This is a genomic window from Paenibacillus amylolyticus (assembly GCF_001570725.1).
Lineage (GTDB): Bacteria > Bacillota > Bacilli > Paenibacillales > Paenibacillaceae > Paenibacillus > Paenibacillus amylolyticus_A.
Genome location: NZ_BCNV01000001.1, coordinates 2,393,911 through 2,411,627, shown reverse-complemented (window position 1 = coordinate 2,411,627; position 17,717 = coordinate 2,393,911). Strand labels below are relative to the sequence as shown.

Annotated in this window: 13 protein-coding genes; 2 read left to right on the top strand and 11 right to left on the bottom strand. The window is 43.2% G+C overall.

The window, feature by feature from the left end; translation table 11 throughout:
* Positions 1–206: 206 nt before the first annotated feature.
* From PAHA3_RS10610 to PAHA3_RS10595, 4 genes are all read right to left on the bottom strand, one after another.
* Entirely contained in the window at positions 207–1,190 is a 984-nt protein-coding gene (locus PAHA3_RS10610) for a glycoside hydrolase family 43 protein (protein WP_062834706.1), read from the bottom strand.
* Between the two features lie 28 nt (positions 1,191–1,218).
* Positions 1,219–2,022 carry a carbohydrate ABC transporter permease gene (locus tag PAHA3_RS10605; RefSeq protein ID WP_062836058.1) on the bottom strand — a complete coding sequence of 268 codons (804 nt, stop codon included), beginning with the start codon at positions 2,020–2,022 and terminating at the stop codon, positions 1,219–1,221.
* Between the two features lie 46 nt (positions 2,023–2,068).
* The gene (locus tag PAHA3_RS10600) at positions 2,069–2,965 is read right to left on the bottom strand and encodes a carbohydrate ABC transporter permease (RefSeq protein WP_062834705.1); all 897 of its coding nucleotides are present in this window, start codon (positions 2,963–2,965) and stop codon (positions 2,069–2,071) included.
* A gap of 84 nt (positions 2,966–3,049) precedes the next feature.
* On the bottom strand, positions 3,050–4,387 hold the full coding sequence (locus tag PAHA3_RS10595) for an ABC transporter substrate-binding protein (protein ID WP_062834704.1): 1,338 nt from the start codon (positions 4,385–4,387) through the stop codon (positions 3,050–3,052).
* Positions 4,388–4,631: 244 nt separating this feature from the next.
* On the opposite strand from PAHA3_RS10595, the gene PAHA3_RS10590 reads away from it, so the two are divergent.
* Positions 4,632–5,714, top strand: coding sequence for a GntR family transcriptional regulator (locus tag PAHA3_RS10590; protein ID WP_268801804.1), 1,083 nt, complete (start codon positions 4,632–4,634; stop codon positions 5,712–5,714).
* A 149-nt stretch (positions 5,715–5,863) separates the two neighbouring features.
* On the opposite strand, the gene PAHA3_RS10585 is transcribed toward PAHA3_RS10590, so the two are convergent.
* The 4 genes from PAHA3_RS10585 to PAHA3_RS10570 form a co-directional block, all read right to left on the bottom strand.
* Entirely contained in the window at positions 5,864–6,754 is an 891-nt protein-coding gene (locus PAHA3_RS10585) for an RCC1 domain-containing protein (RefSeq protein ID WP_062834702.1), read from the bottom strand.
* A gap of 192 nt (positions 6,755–6,946) precedes the next feature.
* Positions 6,947–8,878 carry a fructose-bisphosphatase class III gene (locus tag PAHA3_RS10580; RefSeq protein WP_062834701.1) on the bottom strand — a complete coding sequence of 644 codons (1,932 nt, stop codon included), beginning with the start codon at positions 8,876–8,878 and terminating at the stop codon, positions 6,947–6,949.
* A gap of 274 nt (positions 8,879–9,152) precedes the next feature.
* The gene (locus PAHA3_RS10575; protein WP_235599414.1) at positions 9,153–9,926 is read right to left on the bottom strand and encodes a class I SAM-dependent methyltransferase; all 774 of its coding nucleotides are present in this window, start codon (positions 9,924–9,926) and stop codon (positions 9,153–9,155) included.
* 7 nt (positions 9,927–9,933) lie between these two features.
* Complete coding sequence (locus PAHA3_RS10570) at positions 9,934–10,842, bottom strand: LysR family transcriptional regulator (protein WP_062834700.1); 909 nt, start codon at positions 10,840–10,842, stop codon at positions 9,934–9,936.
* 143 nt (positions 10,843–10,985) lie between these two features.
* Here PAHA3_RS10570 and PAHA3_RS10565 point away from each other — a divergent pair, with 143 nt between their 5' ends.
* Positions 10,986–12,005, top strand: a complete 1,020-nt coding sequence (locus tag PAHA3_RS10565; protein ID WP_062834699.1) for an alpha/beta fold hydrolase — start codon at positions 10,986–10,988, stop codon at positions 12,003–12,005.
* Positions 12,006–12,135: 130 nt separating this feature from the next.
* On the opposite strand, the gene PAHA3_RS10560 is transcribed toward PAHA3_RS10565, so the two are convergent.
* The 3 genes from PAHA3_RS10560 to PAHA3_RS10550 all read right to left on the bottom strand — a co-directional run bounded on the left by PAHA3_RS10560 (position 12,136) and on the right by PAHA3_RS10550 (position 17,700).
* The gene (locus PAHA3_RS10560) at positions 12,136–14,184 is read right to left on the bottom strand and encodes a glycoside hydrolase family 16 protein (RefSeq protein ID WP_062834698.1); all 2,049 of its coding nucleotides are present in this window, start codon (positions 14,182–14,184) and stop codon (positions 12,136–12,138) included.
* A 153-nt stretch (positions 14,185–14,337) separates the two neighbouring features.
* Complete coding sequence (locus PAHA3_RS10555) at positions 14,338–15,879, bottom strand: response regulator (RefSeq protein WP_062834697.1); 1,542 nt, start codon at positions 15,877–15,879, stop codon at positions 14,338–14,340.
* Positions 15,880–15,882: 3 nt separating this feature from the next.
* On the bottom strand, positions 15,883–17,700 hold the full coding sequence (locus PAHA3_RS10550) for a sensor histidine kinase (RefSeq protein ID WP_167350873.1): 1,818 nt from the start codon (positions 17,698–17,700) through the stop codon (positions 15,883–15,885).
* Positions 17,701–17,717 lie beyond the last annotated feature (17 nt).

Genomic DNA, 17,717 nt, shown 5'->3' with positions numbered 1-17,717 from the left:
AGGAATATGCGAGGAATAATCGTAAGCTGAAGACAACCTACAACTATAGATATTTCATAACGCTCTCGGGTAATTCGGTTCGACGCATTATCTGTTGAGCGAGTTGAAGGCACCCAGTAGGGTGCCTTCGATGTTCTAACTGTCTCTCTTTGGCAAGTTGGATAAACGAACTCCAATCCATCAATCAACCTTGTTGGGACACTCGTTCATTTTACAGAACGTGCAAGTGCTGCAACAGAGCCGCGGAAATCGGGTTTGCCGTCAGCCGTCCACAAAAGCTCCGTCACAAATGTATGACGATTCGGATCGTACAGCGGATCTCCTATAATGTTCTTGTACGTTCTTGCGTGGAATACAAATAGCGTCTCTTCGCCGTCCTCTGACACCGTGAAGGAATTATGACCGGTACCATACATTGAGATACTCTCATCTGTCGAGAGAACCGCTGCTTGCGACTTGCGCCATGAGGTGGCATCGAGCAAATCAGCATCCGCATCGGCTTCAAGCAGGCCCATGCAATAATTGAAATCGGTGGCGCTAGCCGAGTAAGAGAGGAATACCCGATTACCCTTGCGAAGAAATGCCGCGCCTTCGTTCACTTTATAACCAATGATTTCCCAGTCATATTCCGGCATCGAAATCATCGTTTGCGGCCCAGTCAACGTCCACGGATTGCGCATTTTAGATATATACAAGTTAGAGTTACCTTCAATATTCGGATCCTTTTGTGCCCATACGTAATAACGGCTTCCATTATGCTCAAAGGTAGTGGCATCGAGGGCGAAGCTTTCCCACTCGGTACGAACCTGCCCTCTTTCCATCCAAATGCCTTCGAGCGGATTGGCATTTTCATTCTCTAGCACGTACATCCGATGGTCGAACAAGCCTTCATTCGTTTCCGTCGTGTGTGCGGCAGCGAAATACACGTACCATTTGTCATCAATAAAATGCAGTTCGGGCGCCCAAATATTAGCACTAAGGATACCAGTCTCGCGCTTTCTCCAGATCACTACAGGAGTTGATGTAACAAGCCCCTCAAGTTTCAGGGCTCTACGGATTTCAATCCGATCATACTCCGGAACCGATGCTACGAAGTAATAATAACCGTCCCAATGTCGGTAAATAAAAGGATCAGCTCTTTGCTCAATCAATGGTTGAATGTCGTGTAACGCTCGTTGTTGGATTTCCATCGTATCACCTGTTTCATCATAATTTACACTACCCTTTAACAGCGCCTGCAGTCATACCGTCTATGAAATATTTCTGAAAAGCAATGAACAGTATGAAAATTGGAATGATGGAGAAGAAGGAGCCCACGATCAATAAGTCATAGTTATTGCCATAAGGAGTTAACAACGTTTTCAAACCGATTGGAAGTGTATATTTACTCTGATCTCCGAGCACCATGAATGGCCACAATAGATTATTCCAGCTATTCATACCATTCAGAATGGCCATTGCTGCAAAGGATGGCTTCATAATCGGCATAATTAGTCTAAAATAAATCGCATACTCGTTTGCGCCATCAACCCGCCCAGATTGAATAATCTCTTTGGGTATGCTTCGTAGATATTGCCTGAAGAAAAATATTGTCGCGGCATTGGCTATACCGGGCAGAATGATTGCCGAATAGCTATTCACCATTCCCAAATCATTAATTAGGCTGTACAAGGGAACCAGCAGTATTTCGAAAGGCACCATCATAATGAGCAAAACACATATAAAGAGGAAGTTCTTACCTTTAAAATGATATGCTGCAAAACCATATCCAACAAATGCGCTTACAAAAAGTGTTAAAACCACTTGAACGATTGTTAAAATCATACTGTTCCAAAACCAAACAAAATAATCATGCTGTCCAGTAAACAGATAGATGAAATTATCAAAACTCATGATTTCAAAATCCAAACTTAGGTTAAGACCATATCTAACTAATGATTCACCGGGTTTAAAGGAAGATAGGGCCACTGCGTAGAATGGGATCATAATTATAACGAATAGTATAATGAATAAACAAAACATTACTATTCTAGAGATGAAATCACTCCTCGTCTGACTTCTGCCCACTTTAATCCTCCTCCTTTTTGAACATTCCACTAAATTTCAACTGCGTTAAATTGATAACCATAGCAATGACTAACAGAACGATACCAACTGCAGCTGCGTAACCCAGCTTATTCTGCTCAATCCCTTGTCTATACAGGTATCCAACAATGGTTAAGCCAATATTTTTGGGTGAATTGTTACCGTTAAACATCATCAGGCTCTCGGTAAACATGGCTAAACCTGCATAAACACTAATTGTCGTAACATATACCGTGGTCGGCTTCAATAATGGCATTGTGATCGTTCTAAACTTCTGCCAAGCAGATGCCCCGTCAATTGAAGCAGCCTCATAATATTCATTGTCAATGCTTTTCAAACCGGATAGATAGTAAAGCATATTAACACCTGTCCATCTCCAACATGCGAGGATTAACAGTGCTGCCATACTCCAATTTCCGTCTTTCAAAAATTTAATAGGCTCTATACCAAATAGACCCAGGAAACTATTCATTAATGAACCTTCCATTTCACCGAATGTAAGGCGGAAAATGGTACCCGCAACTGCGACAGAAGTCAATGCAGGGAGAAAGAACGAAGATTTAAAAAATTCTCTTCCCTTCATTAACTTACTGTTGATCATAACGGCGAATAACATGGGAAAAGGAATTAACAGCACTAAGGTTCCTAACATGTACACAACGCTATTTTTAATAGATGTCAAAAACACTTTATCAGTAAGTAATTTCGAATAATTCGCTTCACCAATCCATTTAGGATCCTGTCCTAACATTCTATCTTGAAAGCTCATTACGAATGAATTTACAAGTGGAAAAAACCAGAATATCAAAAATATAAGTATAAATGGCAATACAAAAACATAAGGCGCAACTTTTTGAGAGTATACAAATTTCTTTATCATATTCTCAATCTCCCTTGACTAAGGTTAAACCTGCCGACCACTATACCTGCCGACAGGTTTAATCAAATCATTTACTTATTATATTTATTTCAATTCTTGTTCAATTGCTGCTTGTGCTTCATCCAAAGCTTCCTTCACGTCTTGGCCATCTTCAAAGATAGCATTCAAAGTTACCGTATTGAAGATATTGCCGATGGTTGGTGAGGCTTTAACGGACTTAATCGCTCTAATTTCGTCCTTGATTTCATTCAAAGTATCAAATGCATTTGTTTTAAAGTATTGGACGTATTCATTATCAGGGTTTTTCGTAACTGCATCATCTTTCCATACTTCCATGTTGATTGGGTCAAATCCAAGTGTATTCCAGATTTCAGTAGTAGCTTCTTTTGAAAGCTTAGCAAAGGCTACAAATTCTTTTGCCAACTGAACGTCTTTACCATTCTTAGTAACAACTGTACCAGTACCGCCTAAGCCAACGGAACGAGGATTACCTTCTTCAAATACAGGCAATGGAGCTATTGCATACTTACCTTTAAGGTCTTTCATTTCGTTTACAAAGCGGGACATATACCACTCAGGCATCAATGCACTTGCGTAGTTGCCTTTGTTGTATTCGCCTTTTGCTTCTTCTGTGTCGGGTTGTCCGCCAGGGATCGTATGAATAACATTGTTCTTCTGCAGATCGACTAACATTTCATACGCTTTAATCATTTCAGGCGAGTTCACTTTTGGATTACCATTTTCATCTGTAAAATCAGCGTTTTGCTGAGCTAGCAGCAGCGATGCTTGCCACGTAGCTGATGTATCAGCAGTACCTAAGTACTTGCCCGTCTTTTCATAAACCTTGATACCTGCTTGTTTGTAATCTTCCCACGTTTTGATTGTCTTGTAGTCAACACCTGCTTGCTCGAGAATTTCAGTATTGTAGAAAGCAAGCGTTGCACCTACGTGATAATCGAATCCATAAACCTGTTCGGCTTTGGAATAAATCTCGACACGTGAAGGAACAACCACGTCTTTGTATGGTGCAAATACATCATTCAAAGATTCCAGTGGAACGTTGTCACCTTCCAAGAATTTAGGGAATTGACCAAGCTCAATATCCGCGATATCAGGAGCACCTTTTCCACTGGTAACTGCCAACAAGAGCTTGTTGTGCATATCATCATAAGGCATAACCGTTACATTTAACTTAATCTGTTTGTCTGGGTTCTGTTGGTTCCATAACCCCAGCATTTTATCCAAATGCTTGCCGTGCAAATCTACGAATGTCCAAAATGATAATTCTGTTGCATTCTCGCCGGCATTAGCGCCTAATTGCTGCGTTTCCGTTTTTGAACCGGAAGGATTACCACATGCAGTAAAAACAAGTGACATAATAAGGAGTGTAACGATGGAGATTAAAGCACTGCGTTTTTTCATTTGTTCGTCATCCTCTCTTTTTTTGTTATGCATTTGAAAAGTCGGCTGACTAGTTAGTTCTGTTAATTTAAGCGGTTTCAATACACCTTGGCACCACCATCCTTAACATAATTCTAACCTTTCAAAGAAAAGACCCCTTCGCAACAATTTCTCGGATTCCATATTGTAAGCGCTTTACACGCCGTATTATAATATATATGAAATAAGCTTTATATAACCAATTGATTATAAAATCATAAAGTTTATGGGGAGATGCTACTATTTGAAAAAGCTGGCGCTCTACAAACAAATTCGAGAAAATATTATGCAAAAAATTAAATCAGGGCAGCTTCGGCCAACGGATCGCATTCCTTCTGAGCAAGAACTAATGGACGAATTCAGAGTAAGTAAAATAACAGTCAAGAACGCCCTAACCCTACTAGCTGACGAAGGATTAATTATACGCGTACAAGGCAAAGGCTCATTCGTCTCTTCTAGTCTTGTTGTTTCTAGCATCAATTTCTCGCCATCCCCATGCAGCGCGTCCTCGATGCCGCTCATTGGCTTCATCATTCCAACGATGAGAACCCGTGTCATTCAGAAGCTCGTTGACTACACGGAACACTTCTTGCAAGAAGCCGGCCTCAGCATGGTACTAAGTATCACGCGCGAGTCCTCCTCTATCGAATCAAACGTCATTCGTACACTAACGGAGCTCGGTGTGAAGGGGCTGATCGTTTTTCCAACAGAAGATGAGAAGTACAACGAATCATTACTGCGTCTGTCGCTCGATAAATTCCCGTGTGTGTTCATCGACCGCTATCTGCGCAACATTGAGACGTACACCATTACATCCGACAATTACGGCGGTGCGTATAAGGCTGTATCTCATTTGCTATCCAAGAGTCATCAGCAGATTGCGCTCATCTCACCTGAAAATGCCAATACAGCCGTCGAGGACCGCACGCTCGGCTTCGAGCAGGCGTACACAGATCAAGGCATCTCGATTGACAAGCGCTTGTGGTGTCACATTCCTCTCGACATTCTACGCAGCGAGCAAGCATTGGACTATGTAAGCAACTTCTTGCAGAACCACAGTGGAATTTCGGCAGCCTTCTCCTTGACTGAAGAAACAGCACGCCTCACATCCGCCGCGATCAGTCTTCTGAACGAACACTCAAATATCGATTTACTATCTTTCGATAATCCACATCTTTCAGGCGTAGCTTATGTGCAGCAGGATGAACAGGAAATGGCACGAACAGCCGTCAAGCTGTTATGTGAACAGATGGAGGATATTTATTCTCCTAAGAACGCCGTCATTCCCGTGCAACTCATCTTCCCTTGACACGACAAAGGTTGCAGCCAGGCGATAGATAAACTGGGCATAATGACACAATGTTTTTGTCCTCAGCTTGGGACAAGACTTGGTTCCTTAAAACAAAAAAGCCGCTATATTAGCGACTTCAATCGGAATATGTTCTTGTCCCTCGACAATTAATATTGTTGGATGCTACCCCATCCGCTTACATCACATTGTCCATAATCATTATCACCCACAGCAACCATCGTACCATCCGATTTCAGTCCAATTGTATAGGCACACCCCGCAGAAATAGATCTAATTTCGTGCCAGCCACTTACATCACATTGGTGATGTTTATTCGAACCCACCGCAACCATCGTCCCGTCAGACTTAAGACCAACGGTATGATAACTCCCCGCTGCAACTGCTACAATATCGCGCCAACCGCTTACGTCACATTCCCCTTCATTATTTCTACCCACAGCCACTACCGTGCCATCCCATCTAAGCCCAACAGTATGAAGATACCCCGCCGAAACAGCTAATATGTCGCCCCAGTCGTTTACGCTACATTGGTTATACTTATTGTTACCAACGGCTGTTACCGTTCCGTCTAATTTTAGACCGACTGTATGCCAGTCACCCGTCGTGACCGATACAATATCATGCCAGCTGCTCACGTTGCATTCCCCTTCATTATTTCGCCCCACCGCAACCACGGTGCCATCTGATCTAACCCCGACAGTACGGCACCAACCTGCCGAAACGGTTACGATATCGCGCCATTCGCTTACATTGCATTGGTCATGCTTATTCCAACCGATAGCAGTTACCGTACCATCGGATTTAAGACCAACGGTATGTGCATTACCGGTGTTCGTAGCCATATGAACATTACCAGCCGCAACTGCGACGATATGGCACCAATCGCTTACCTTACATTGACCGTATTTATTGTCACCCACAGCTGTTACTGTTCCGTCAGATTTAAGAGCAACGGTATGACGACGACCTGCCGCTATGGTACAGTTACGGAACCGTTTCATTTCAAACACTGTTTCCTTCCGTGAATTGTAGCCCATATCTTCCTCCTCTACACCAATTGAAAATCCTCGTTTAGTTCAACTGTAAGTCATAAAGTTTGTTGTTACATCGTACTGTTGCAAAAGAAAGGCTCGCACAGACAGGATATTATTACTTCCCTGCCCAATACGAGCGTCTACGACAAATTGCACTCAAATTGCTGATCCGGGTGTGTACTTTTAGCAATCGTTTCATTTCATGTGGCGATAGTCTAATAGATCCTTCAGATTTGAGATTTTCCACAGCAGCTTTTCGCCTACATTGGTTTCTCTCACCAGCTTCCGCGCCAGTTCTTTGTCCACCAATCTTTTTAGAGATAACACGTCCGTTCCGTTACATAACACATCTTCTTTTGAATTAAATTTCTGATGGGCGACAAGCTGCATGCCAAAGGAATTGTATAACAAGGTATATCCAGCAATTCCCGTTGTGGATTGATAGGCTTTGGAAAAGCCGCCGTCAATAACGATCATTTTTCCGTTTGCTTTAACAGGACTCTCTCCACGACTTTCTTTGACTGGTGTGTGGCCGTTAATGACATGTCCATGATCTGGATTCAATTCAAACTCCTGCAAGATTTTTCGACAAATCTCTTCATTTTCACGTAAATGGTAGTAAGGGTTCTTTCTCTCCTTATGTGCATCTTTATCTTGGATAAAGTACCGTTCAAAAGTGGTCATTTCTCTCTTTCCAAAGAGCGAGGAACATTCCCCTGTCCAGATGTACCATACCATATCTGTCGCCAGATCTTCTGTCTCTTCCGGATGCGCAAAGGCGTAACGTAAGTGATCTTCAAAAACATCGAGCAATTGGCGGCCTGCATATGTCTTGTCTTCAATCTGCATTTCTTCCATATTTCCTTCTTCATCCAAAGGAATACAGCCGTGGATTAACAAATTCCCGTTGTATTTTAAATAAAGGCTACCCTTTTTCATGAGAAAATTCATATGTCTGGCCATCTTTTCGGAATGCTGAACGGAAAACAGCAGCTTTTCCATCACCTGGCGTTCCTCCTCCAGCAATTGTTCAGGCTTCTGCGGATTTATGGTTGCAAAACAGGTGTTTTCCAGCAGGTACGTTTTACCGCCGATGTTGATTTCATTGTTGTCGTAATCAATCTGCTCCAGCAAAAGTCTTTCAGACATATTAAAGTATGGGCGTCTCTTGATAATCGGGATTTCAAGTTTAAACTGAATCATGGCAATGGCTTGGTGAATTTTGGTGATCTGCAGAATTTCCTGCTCCGATACATTATGGTCAGCCTGTAACTTAGGTCTGAAGGACGGATTGTCTTCATAATATTTCTCCGCCAGGTTTAGCAGTGGGCGCAAATTGATTCCGTATACATCTTCAATGATGTCCAGATTGTCGTATCTGGCGCAGATCCGAATAATATTCGCAAGGCAGACCAGAGAACCTGCGTAGGCTCCGATCCAGAGGACATCATGGTTCCCCCACTGTATGTCTACAGAATGGTAGTTGATCAGCGTATCCATAATTTTATCGGGGTACGGCCCCCGGTCATAGATATCTCCAACCACATGAAGATGGTCAACCACCAGGCGCTGTGTCGTATAAGCAAGGCCGATAATGAGATTGTCCGCCTGGCCCAAGGATATAATTTGCCGATATATTTCCTCGTAATAAGGATCCTTATTGTTGGTCGAATCCGTCTTGTAGAGAAGCTCTTCTACAATATATACATATTGCTCCGGCAGAGCTTTACGCAATTTTGAGCGTGTATATTTGGAAGAGGCATAAGAAATAAGCTTAAGCATGTGTTCAATTGTTAGTCTGTACCACTGGTTCAAAGCCTGTTTATTGCTCATTTCCCCTATAACCAGCTGTATTTTTTCTTCCGGGTAATAAACCAACGCCGCAAAATCATTGATTTCTTGATCCGTCCAAACCTTCCGGAATAATTCTTTGATTTTCTCTTTGACGGTACCCGAACCGTTTCGTAGTACATGCTGAAAAGCCTGGAACTCCCCATGCAAATCACTGACAAAATGCTCGGTTCCCTTCGGGAGATTGGAGATCGCTTCAAGGTTGATGATCTCTGTTATGATTTTTTCTTCCGTATCATATTTCTCGGCCAATAAATCTAGAAACTGCTCATCCAAAACAGATGTCCCCCTTCAAGGTAGTATGGTGTTGTATAGCCGGGTCCAAAAGCTTTAGACCTATATAAAATTCTGCTCTATACTTGGTATTGATTATATGGTAATTATCAGCATCGCCTTCCCCCATCATACTCCAGTTCATCATAGATGAACAAATTTCAATGAATGGATTTTGAACGAAACAATGTGTTGTAGTTATAAAATGAAAAAAGCCGCTAAAATAGCGACTTTCAATGGGACGAAGTTCTTGTCCCTCGACATTTTTTACTAACTGCTATTTTACACAATGAAAAATAAACGATCTATTCTCAGAATTTGCTTGTTTAAATTCCCAATCACCATATGTTTTAATTTTTGAAAAACCGATTTGTTTCAGCGACTCATTGAATTCTGCTTGATTTCGAAACCTCAGCTGCATTTTTTCATGAACTAATACTTTGTCTGTTTTAGTATTTTTTACAATTTCATAGAAAGTGTAAATATCTCCCTCAAACCCTTCATATTCTGTATAAATTTCTAAAGGATCTCCGCTTAGTCTATCTTTAGCTAAGTCAGGAGTGTTGTCCTTCTCCCATTCTTCCCATACTTTTACCAAAGGGTTTCTTGTATCAAAAATAAAGTGACCCCCGATTTTTAGGGATCGGAATACGTCTGAGATTACTCGCTTCCAACTGTCATCTGTAAGAAATACCTGCGCAACATTCGCTGTCATAATTACCGCATCATAGGTATTGGTTTGTAAATCCGCACTATCACCTATAATCCAATCCACATTTCCAGAATTATCTTTACTTCGGGCCATTTCAATAGCCTCTTCATTGGGATCTATAGCGGTAATTTTATAACCGCACTGAACAAGATGAGTGGTCCATCTTCCTGTTCCACAGCCCAGGTCAGCTATAGATGCTACTTGTAATCTTTTTAACAATGCAAGGAAAAATTCATCATCTTTTCCCCAATGGTTAATCTGGTCGTATACTAATGGAATCATATATTGTCTACCCACTTTCAACAGTGTTTTACTGTGCTCCACAGTTTGATGTCTCATACATAAGCTATTTGGTTTTATTCTCATTCTGTGAACCAAAAACTTCTCTGGTTGCTTCTATAAAAGATAACATGATTGGTGAAAGCCACTTGTCTTTATGCCACAACATCTGTGTATATACCTGCAAGTCCGGAATTTGCCAGGGGAGGACAACAAGTTCTCCACGTTCAACTTCAGATTCCGCGACGATCTCAGGAAGAAAGGCAATACCGATTCCTGAAATTGCACATTGTTTAATAGCTTCAGCACTTTGAAACTCTAAATATGTAATGTTATCAATGCCCTCTTTCTCAAATGAACGATCAAACATCGTTCGATATGGACAACCCTTCTCATTTGTCAGGAACACTTCATCATGAAAATCTTCCAATTGCAGCACAGTTCGTTTGGCGAGTGGGTGATCTGGAGCAGCTAACAATCGGAAATGTTCTTCCAGCAAAGGTTCCACGGAAAGTCCACTCGAGCGAATGGGTTCATCCAACATATAAACAATATCCGTGGTTCCCTCAAAGAGCGTTTGCTTGAGTTCTTGGTTCGGAACTGAGCGGAAAATTAGGCGAACTCCCGGATGCTGCGAACGAAACCGTTGGAAGACAGGTGGAAGCCGGTAGGAGCAAATAACCTCATTCGCACTTATCGTTAAGGTGCCACTTAGTTTTTCATTATCATGGACAGCACTGCGAGCTTCGTCCATTTTTTCAAGAACGCCTTGAGCGTGAGTTAAAAAGCGTTTACCCGCAGTTGTTAGCGCGAGTTGCTTGCCCAACCGATCAAAGAGGCGAACACCTAGCTCATCTTCCAATGCTTTAATTTGCATCGTGACGTTGGAAGGAACGTAACTCAGCACTTCTGCTGCCCGCGTGAAATTCAATGTTGTTGCAACCGTACAAAACGTATTCAGTTGACGCAATTCCATCCGATGATCCTCCTTCATCTTTCAATTTTATTGAATACTATTATGAATTTTATTCACTTTTATTGAGAGTATCATAGCGCTATACTGAGCACAAGAAATCACAGTTAACATGTGGTTTTCATTTTGAAGGGAGCAATTATACGATGGATTATGAAATTTTTAACTTGGGTGATGTACTCTTACAATCAGGAGTGACGTTACCAAACGCTTATCTCGCTTATAAAACATACGGAAAATTAAATGAACAGAAAGATAATGTTATTGTCTATCCAACGGCTTTTGGAGATCAGCATGTTCAGAATGAATGGCTCATTGGCAGCGGGATGGCACTGGATCCAGAGAAATATTTTATTATCGTTCCCAACTTGCTGGGCAATGGACTCTCTTCCTCTCCCAGTAACACGCCTCCTCCATTCGATCGGGCTAACTTTCCACAGGTAACCATCTATGACAACGTTCGATTCCAGCACCAACTGCTGACCGAAAAATTCGGTATTCAAAAGATTGCTCTCGTCGTCGGGTGGTCGATGGGCGGCATTCAGGCATTTCAATGGGGGGCAAGTTACCCGGAGATGGTTGAACGAATCGCACCTTTCGGAGGCATCGCCAAACCTTGGCCTCACACATTTGTGGTCCTGGAAGGCGTGAAAGCTTCACTGCTATCTGCAGTCGGCTTCGACTCAAGTAAATTAAACCAACTAAGTTCGACAGACATGCGTGCCGTTGGTCGGGTGTATGCGGGATGGGGACTATCACATGCGTTTTATAGAGAAGAGCTTTACCGTGAAATGGGATTTGACACATTGGAGGATTTTGTAGCTGGTGTCTGGGAAAATAGCTTTATGAATATGGATCCGCATAATGTTCTGGCCATGTTATGGACAGGACAACATGCAGATATCAGTGCAAACCCCTCCTATAACGGAGACTTTAATAAAGCACTTCGGAGCATAAAAGCTCTTGCCTGTATCATGCCGGGAAGCACAGATCTCTTCTGCACAGCGGACGATAATGAATACGAAGCTAAGCGTATACCTAATGCTGTCTTGAAACCAATCCAATCGATCTGGGGCCATTTTGCCGGTCGTGGAATCAACAATGCCGATAATCAATTTATTGATGACAATCTAAAACACTTGTTGTCACTTAGCGCAAAAGTATAGATGGTCACCTGACTCATCGTATTCAGTTAACCAGTACGACCGATTCCCAAGTAGAAATATCGGGAATCGGTCGTAAGCCTATTTTAGAGTATGAGATCTGATCTTCATTCGCTGTATCCGAATTCACAAATTACTGTTCTTTATACACGCGTACATAATCGACTTGCATCGTCGCCGGGATATCGGAGGCGTTCGGAGTGCGGCCGCCGTCAAAGTTTCCGCCGATTGCCAAGTTCATAATAAGGTAGAACGGCTCATCGAAAGGTGCATTCGGATTATTCGGTGCAGCTGCGGAATACCACTGCTCGTTAGTGACTTTATAGAAAAACTTGCCGTCCACATACCATTTAATGTTGTCCTCTTCCCAGACTACTGAGTATACATGATAATCATTGGCAAAAGTTTGCCCCGCCGGGAAGTGATAATCACCGCCGGAATACTGATTCCCGGGCCATTGTCCACCAAAGTGTATGGTACCGCTTACTGATCCAGGCAGACGGCCTCTCGCTTCCATAACATCAATTTCTCCTGATGCAGCCCAAGTCCCGTATACCGAATCTTGTGGAAGCATCCACAGTGCTGGCCATACACCATCACCTGTAGGAAGCTTGGCACGAAAATCGACTCTGCCGTATTTCAAGGATAGTTTATCCTTGGTGTTAATCTTTCCTGAAGAATACTGCGCATACCGATTTGGATCCTGCGGGAAAGATTTGCTGTCGTTCATGGCTTTGATATTCAGCTTCCCGTCCTGTACATATACATTCTGGGTGCTGTTTGTGTAGTGCTGCAGTTCTGCATTTCCCCATCCCCAAGTACCGGGATCGTTATTGAGATAATATCCTGTTTCATAGTTCCATTTACTTGTATCCAGCGTAGTTCCGTTGAATTCATCCTGCCAAATGAGATTCATGCCCGCGATTGCCGGGTCGGTTGGTGTTCCGATGGAGATATCCTCTTGATCGGATACATCCGGACGCGGAGCATTTGGATTACCGATGAAGGTATAGTTGACGAAGTTGTTGCCAATATTGCCACCCACCTGTCCATTCAGCGGATATCCAATACGGATCTGCATATTTTCTTGGATTGGCTGGAACCAAAGACCATAGACATAATCGGCCCAGTAACCCCACTGGTTGGCATCGGACATATTGTTATACCCATTACCGGAGTATACAAATTTGCTCTGGCTGGAGTTACTCAAATCAACCCACTGCCCATTGATGTTAATTTGGTATACAAAATTACCCAGTTCCTTGGCGATTGGCGCCCCTCCATCAATTTTCGGAAGCGGAACCCCGATGGACCCATTTGCATCTGCTGTGAAAGTTGTTCCTTCGTATGGCGTAATAACATATGAATTTCTTGTAGGTTCATTAAACGTAATCGTATAAACCAGATTAGCCGAAGAAGACTTTGATTCCAATTTGACATTGATCGACTCCGTTACGTTAAACCAGTACCCACCGCCGCCATCCGTGAATTGGCCAAAATTTTGATCGTAGATCCAGCCGCTGGCTGCGTTATTGTCAATATCAATCCAGGTGTTGCTGTTTACAGGTTTGACATACACCTTCAAATCATCCGCAACAGCTTCATAAGTGACCGCAGGATTATTGTTGAACGTTGGATATGTAAAGCCTGCACCGCCTGTGAAACTTGCTGTGATTTGTGGACCTTGTGTCGCATTCATCGCTGTGATGGTTGTTTTGTTGATGTTTTGGAATACAAGTTGATACTCCAGCTTAACACCATTTGCTTTGGAGTACAGTTGAATCTCGGTTGTTGCGGAGAGGGTGAACCAATAGCCATTGAAGCCGCCATCGCTCCAGTGCCCCCAGTTTTGGTTATAGATATAACCGCCTGCCTGGTCGATATCAACCCAGTTGTTGCCCACTTTTACATTAACGCCTACATCACTGTAAACATCATTCCATGTCGCGGAGCCTCCATTGAACTTCGGCATAACAAATCCGTAGCTGGCCTTGCCAACCCCTGATTTTGAAATAACAGGCCCGTCTGCTGGTGAGAAGTACTCCATTGAGGTTACAGTAGTTCCCGCTGCCTGAACCTTTGAAGCTGGCAGTATGCCAATACTAGCCAGCATCACAACCACAAGGAACATACCGAGTCCCTTATTCATAAACCGTTTTGCCGTAAAGTGAGATGGTTTCATAATTGCCCTCCTTTAATAGAATAATAGCTTCTCCCAATCCATGCGCATTAAGGAAAACGCTTACAGATGGGAGTGTCTTTATTCTATCGAATAGGTTAATCTGCTGAAAAGGTACAATTGTTTTTGTGGTATCCCATTTTTTTGGCTTTTAGCTCAATCTGCCTTCTGCCGCATCATCTGTCGGTACTCTGTGGGTTGGATCTGCATCACAAGTCGGAACGCGCGGGTAAAGCTTTTGTAGCTTTCATAGCCAACCATAGCAGCCACCTCAACAATTTTATGATCGGTTTCGACGAGAAGCTTGCGGGCTTTATCCAGACGCACATCTCGTAGGTATTCAGCAAAACCTTTACCAATATTCTTCTTAAACAGATTTGAAAAATAAGCATAATTAAGCGATACATGATTGGATACCATCGCTAGGTCCAACGGTTTGTGGTAACTCTCGTGTATATAACGAATGGCTTCATTTAGATCCTGCGAATTGCGATAGCTGCACTTATAGTCATAATATAACTGGTTCAGCCGAAGCAGCTGTTTTTGCAGTGCTTGTATATAATCACGCATCCCTTGATAATCAAAGAGATTACGCAAGGATTCAAGGTCCAGCACTTCTTCCCCCATATAAGGGCGGATAACTCGTTCGTATTCCTCCATCATCTGAACGGTGGCGGCGCAGAGCTGTTGGGTATAGCGTATAGGATAGCGTTGAAGAACCTTTTTGTGAAATATTGCAGAAATACCCTGAGTAATTGTTCCACTGTTATCTGTTCCAACCGACTGGAACAGTTCATATAAGTCTTCATAGGGAAGTTGCCACTGCTGTTCCATATGCTCAATATGTGCTGGGAAGATACTGTACTGATCAGGAAAAAGGTAACTGTGGCGATAAAGCTCAAGCACTTGGGTATAGCTGTCGGGTAGTTCTTCTAAACCCTGAATCGGGTTAGTCATGGCCGTTATGGCATCGATCTTTCCTTCCTTGAGCGCTGCAGGCAAAACACTTGGATCTATGGACGCATCCACCGCAAGGATCAGGTATGGGCGATGTTGCAGGCAAATACAACCTTGTCTGCCAAACACACGATAAGCAATGGCTTCCATACTATGGGCGCTGCTGGCCCCGGGCTGGTTCATGCAAACTTCTTCCCGCAGCAGGGCTAGACGATAATTACGCCATAACGCATCATTCTGTTCCTCAATCTGAAGAATCCAGCCGTCATCACTTAACGCACCTTGCATAAACATTCGTAATTCTTTTCGATCGGTCTCTTGGGCGAGAATGGATACACGCTGCATATTATGCGTAAGTGCCTGCCGTGTCTGGATCTCTTGCCATACATGCTCCAGGGAATGTTGCAGATCCTCTCGCTTCAAAGGTTTGAGCAAGTAGCCCTTTGCCCCAAGCCCGATAGCTTTTTGGGCATATGTAAAATCACGATAACCGCTGATAATGAGGTATTCCACATCCATGTATTCTTCTTTGGTTTGAGCCATGAGTGCCAACCCATCCATATCCGGCATCATAATATCGGTAATAACAATGTGAATGCAATGCTGCCGCAATAGGCACAGCGCCTCAAGCCCGCTCGCGGCACAGTATATGTTGCTCAGCTCCAGAGGAAATTGATGCAGCATGGCCTGCAGGCCGTCACGAATGTGTTTTTGATCGTCCACAATCAGGATATTAATCATGTTCTACCACCCTCCAAGATTTACATTTTCCCAAGGCAAACGTATCGTTACGCAGGTATATGCACCTTGCACACTATCAATCCAAAGACCACAATTCTTGCCATAATGAAGCTGCAACCGCTTATTCACGTTTTCCAAACCAAGTCCGCTCCTGCTAGTAACCATGGGTGTATCCGATTCGCTCCGCAGTATTGCCTGAAGACGGTGTAACATCTCAGGCTCTAACCCCTCTCCATCATCTCTTATGTTAATCAAAAGCAGACTGTCATTCTCCACAGAGTAGGTAATCTCTACAGTTACCCTGCCGCCTGAAGGTGCCCCGTGATGAACTACATTTTCAACGATGGGCTGCATACACATCTTGGGAATGGTGTAGCGAAGGATCTCCTGAGGAAGATCGGTGGTCATAACGATACTGCCACCTTCCATAAAGTTGATAAATTCAATATAACTTTGGATATTGGCAAGCTCCTCACGAAGAGCAACGGTATCACTACGCCACTGCATGCTGTAACGTAACTGGGAGCCCAACGACACCAATGAATTGGCTATAGCAGGCTGCCTCTGTACCTCTGCCACCATACGGATCGATTCCAGGGCGTTATATAAAAAATGAGAATTAATCTGTGAATGAAGGGAGTGCAACTGTGCGTTTTTGGCAATTAACTGTTTATCCACGACCTGTGTCATTAGACGTTTGACCTCATGTAACATTTTATTGTAATTCACCGCCACTTCATCGATTTCATCCCCTCTTTCGTTCTCATCAAGGCCTGTATCAATCATTGCATCCAGCTCGCCTTTCCGTACCTGACGCATGGAACCCAGTACGATGTCCAACCGCCGGAAAATACGCCGCGTTGTTTGGGATACGAGTAGCATAATCAGCAGCAATACACCTAATGTGATCGTTACCACAAATGCATACCAACTGCGGGGCCCCTTCATCAATGCCTGATGGGAAGCAATATCAACCACATAAGTGTTCAACGGAGCGATGTATCGATACAATGCATAGAAGCTGTGATCTCCCACCTTAACTTGAAGCGGACTTTCCTGCGGCAATATATCCAGCTGGCGATGAATACTGCCAAGGATCTCCGCCATCCCATGCCCGTACTTCTCAGAAAACTCATGTTGGGAATTGTAAACATACTGGGGAGGATCGCTCGCGTTCATCAACACCGAAAAGAAGTCCCCCTCGCTCTCCTGGAGCAGGTCGCTGAAAAACATGCTGTGCGGGACTCGCACTTCCATAATACTAGGGCGTTTTTGTTCCTGCCCTTGAAGACGAACCAGACGATAGTAGGATAATGTGTGTTCACCATCCCTAAAAGAAAATAAACGGTAAGACGCACCACCTTCGTCCCGAAGCTTTACCCAATAATTCTGCGGCCAAAATTTCTTATAATGATAGATTTCAGGCCAGATTTCATACAAGTTTGGGTTATCGACGTAAAAGCTAAGCTCACTGATCATCGCATTGCTTTGAATGATATTGAGCATTTGCTCAAACTGGTTTTGCTTAAACTTCACCAGACGCAGTCCATCCACAATCATATTGGAATGAATAAAATCCACAAATGACTTTTGAGTGAGGGCTGTATTGGAAGCGTTCTCAATCGTATCCATTCTTCTGCGTAATTGTTCATTCAGCCATGTAACGTGGCTGTTGCCTGTCGCCATAGCGTCCTTATATAGCTGGGTTTCTTGCATGCGGATATACACAAAGGATATCAAAATAACAGGTATGGCAATCATCAGGCTAAAGGCCAGAAACAGCTTTTGGGATATACGGGCATTGCGATAAAGCTTCCTCAATCTCGTCAGCAGGTATT

What these genes read in the sequence shown, in the direction of transcription:
- PAHA3_RS10565 (WP_062834699.1), top strand. Translation starts at nt 10,986, where the DNA reads ATGGATTATGAAATTTTTAACTTGGGTGATGTACTCTTACAATCAGGA.
- PAHA3_RS10575 (WP_235599414.1), bottom strand. Translation starts at nt 9,926, where the DNA reads ATGAGACATCAAACTGTGGAGCACAGTAAAACACTGTTGAAAGTGGGT.
- PAHA3_RS10555 (WP_062834697.1), bottom strand. Translation starts at nt 15,879, where the DNA reads ATGATTAATATCCTGATTGTGGACGATCAAAAACACATTCGTGACGGC.
- PAHA3_RS10585 (WP_062834702.1), bottom strand. Translation starts at nt 6,754, where the DNA reads ATGGGCTACAATTCACGGAAGGAAACAGTGTTTGAAATGAAACGGTTC.
- PAHA3_RS10560 (WP_062834698.1), bottom strand. Translation starts at nt 14,184, where the DNA reads ATGAAACCATCTCACTTTACGGCAAAACGGTTTATGAATAAGGGACTC.
- PAHA3_RS10610 (WP_062834706.1), bottom strand. Translation starts at nt 1,190, where the DNA reads ATGGAAATCCAACAACGAGCGTTACACGACATTCAACCATTGATTGAG.
- PAHA3_RS10600 (WP_062834705.1), bottom strand. Translation starts at nt 2,965, where the DNA reads ATGATAAAGAAATTTGTATACTCTCAAAAAGTTGCGCCTTATGTTTTT.
- PAHA3_RS10570 (WP_062834700.1), bottom strand. Translation starts at nt 10,842, where the DNA reads ATGGAATTGCGTCAACTGAATACGTTTTGTACGGTTGCAACAACATTG.
- PAHA3_RS10590 (WP_268801804.1), top strand. Translation starts at nt 4,632, where the DNA reads ATGGGGAGATGCTACTATTTGAAAAAGCTGGCGCTCTACAAACAAATT.
- PAHA3_RS10605 (WP_062836058.1), bottom strand. Translation starts at nt 2,022, where the DNA reads ATGTTTTGTTTATTCATTATACTATTCGTTATAATTATGATCCCATTC.
- PAHA3_RS10595 (WP_062834704.1), bottom strand. Translation starts at nt 4,387, where the DNA reads ATGAAAAAACGCAGTGCTTTAATCTCCATCGTTACACTCCTTATTATG.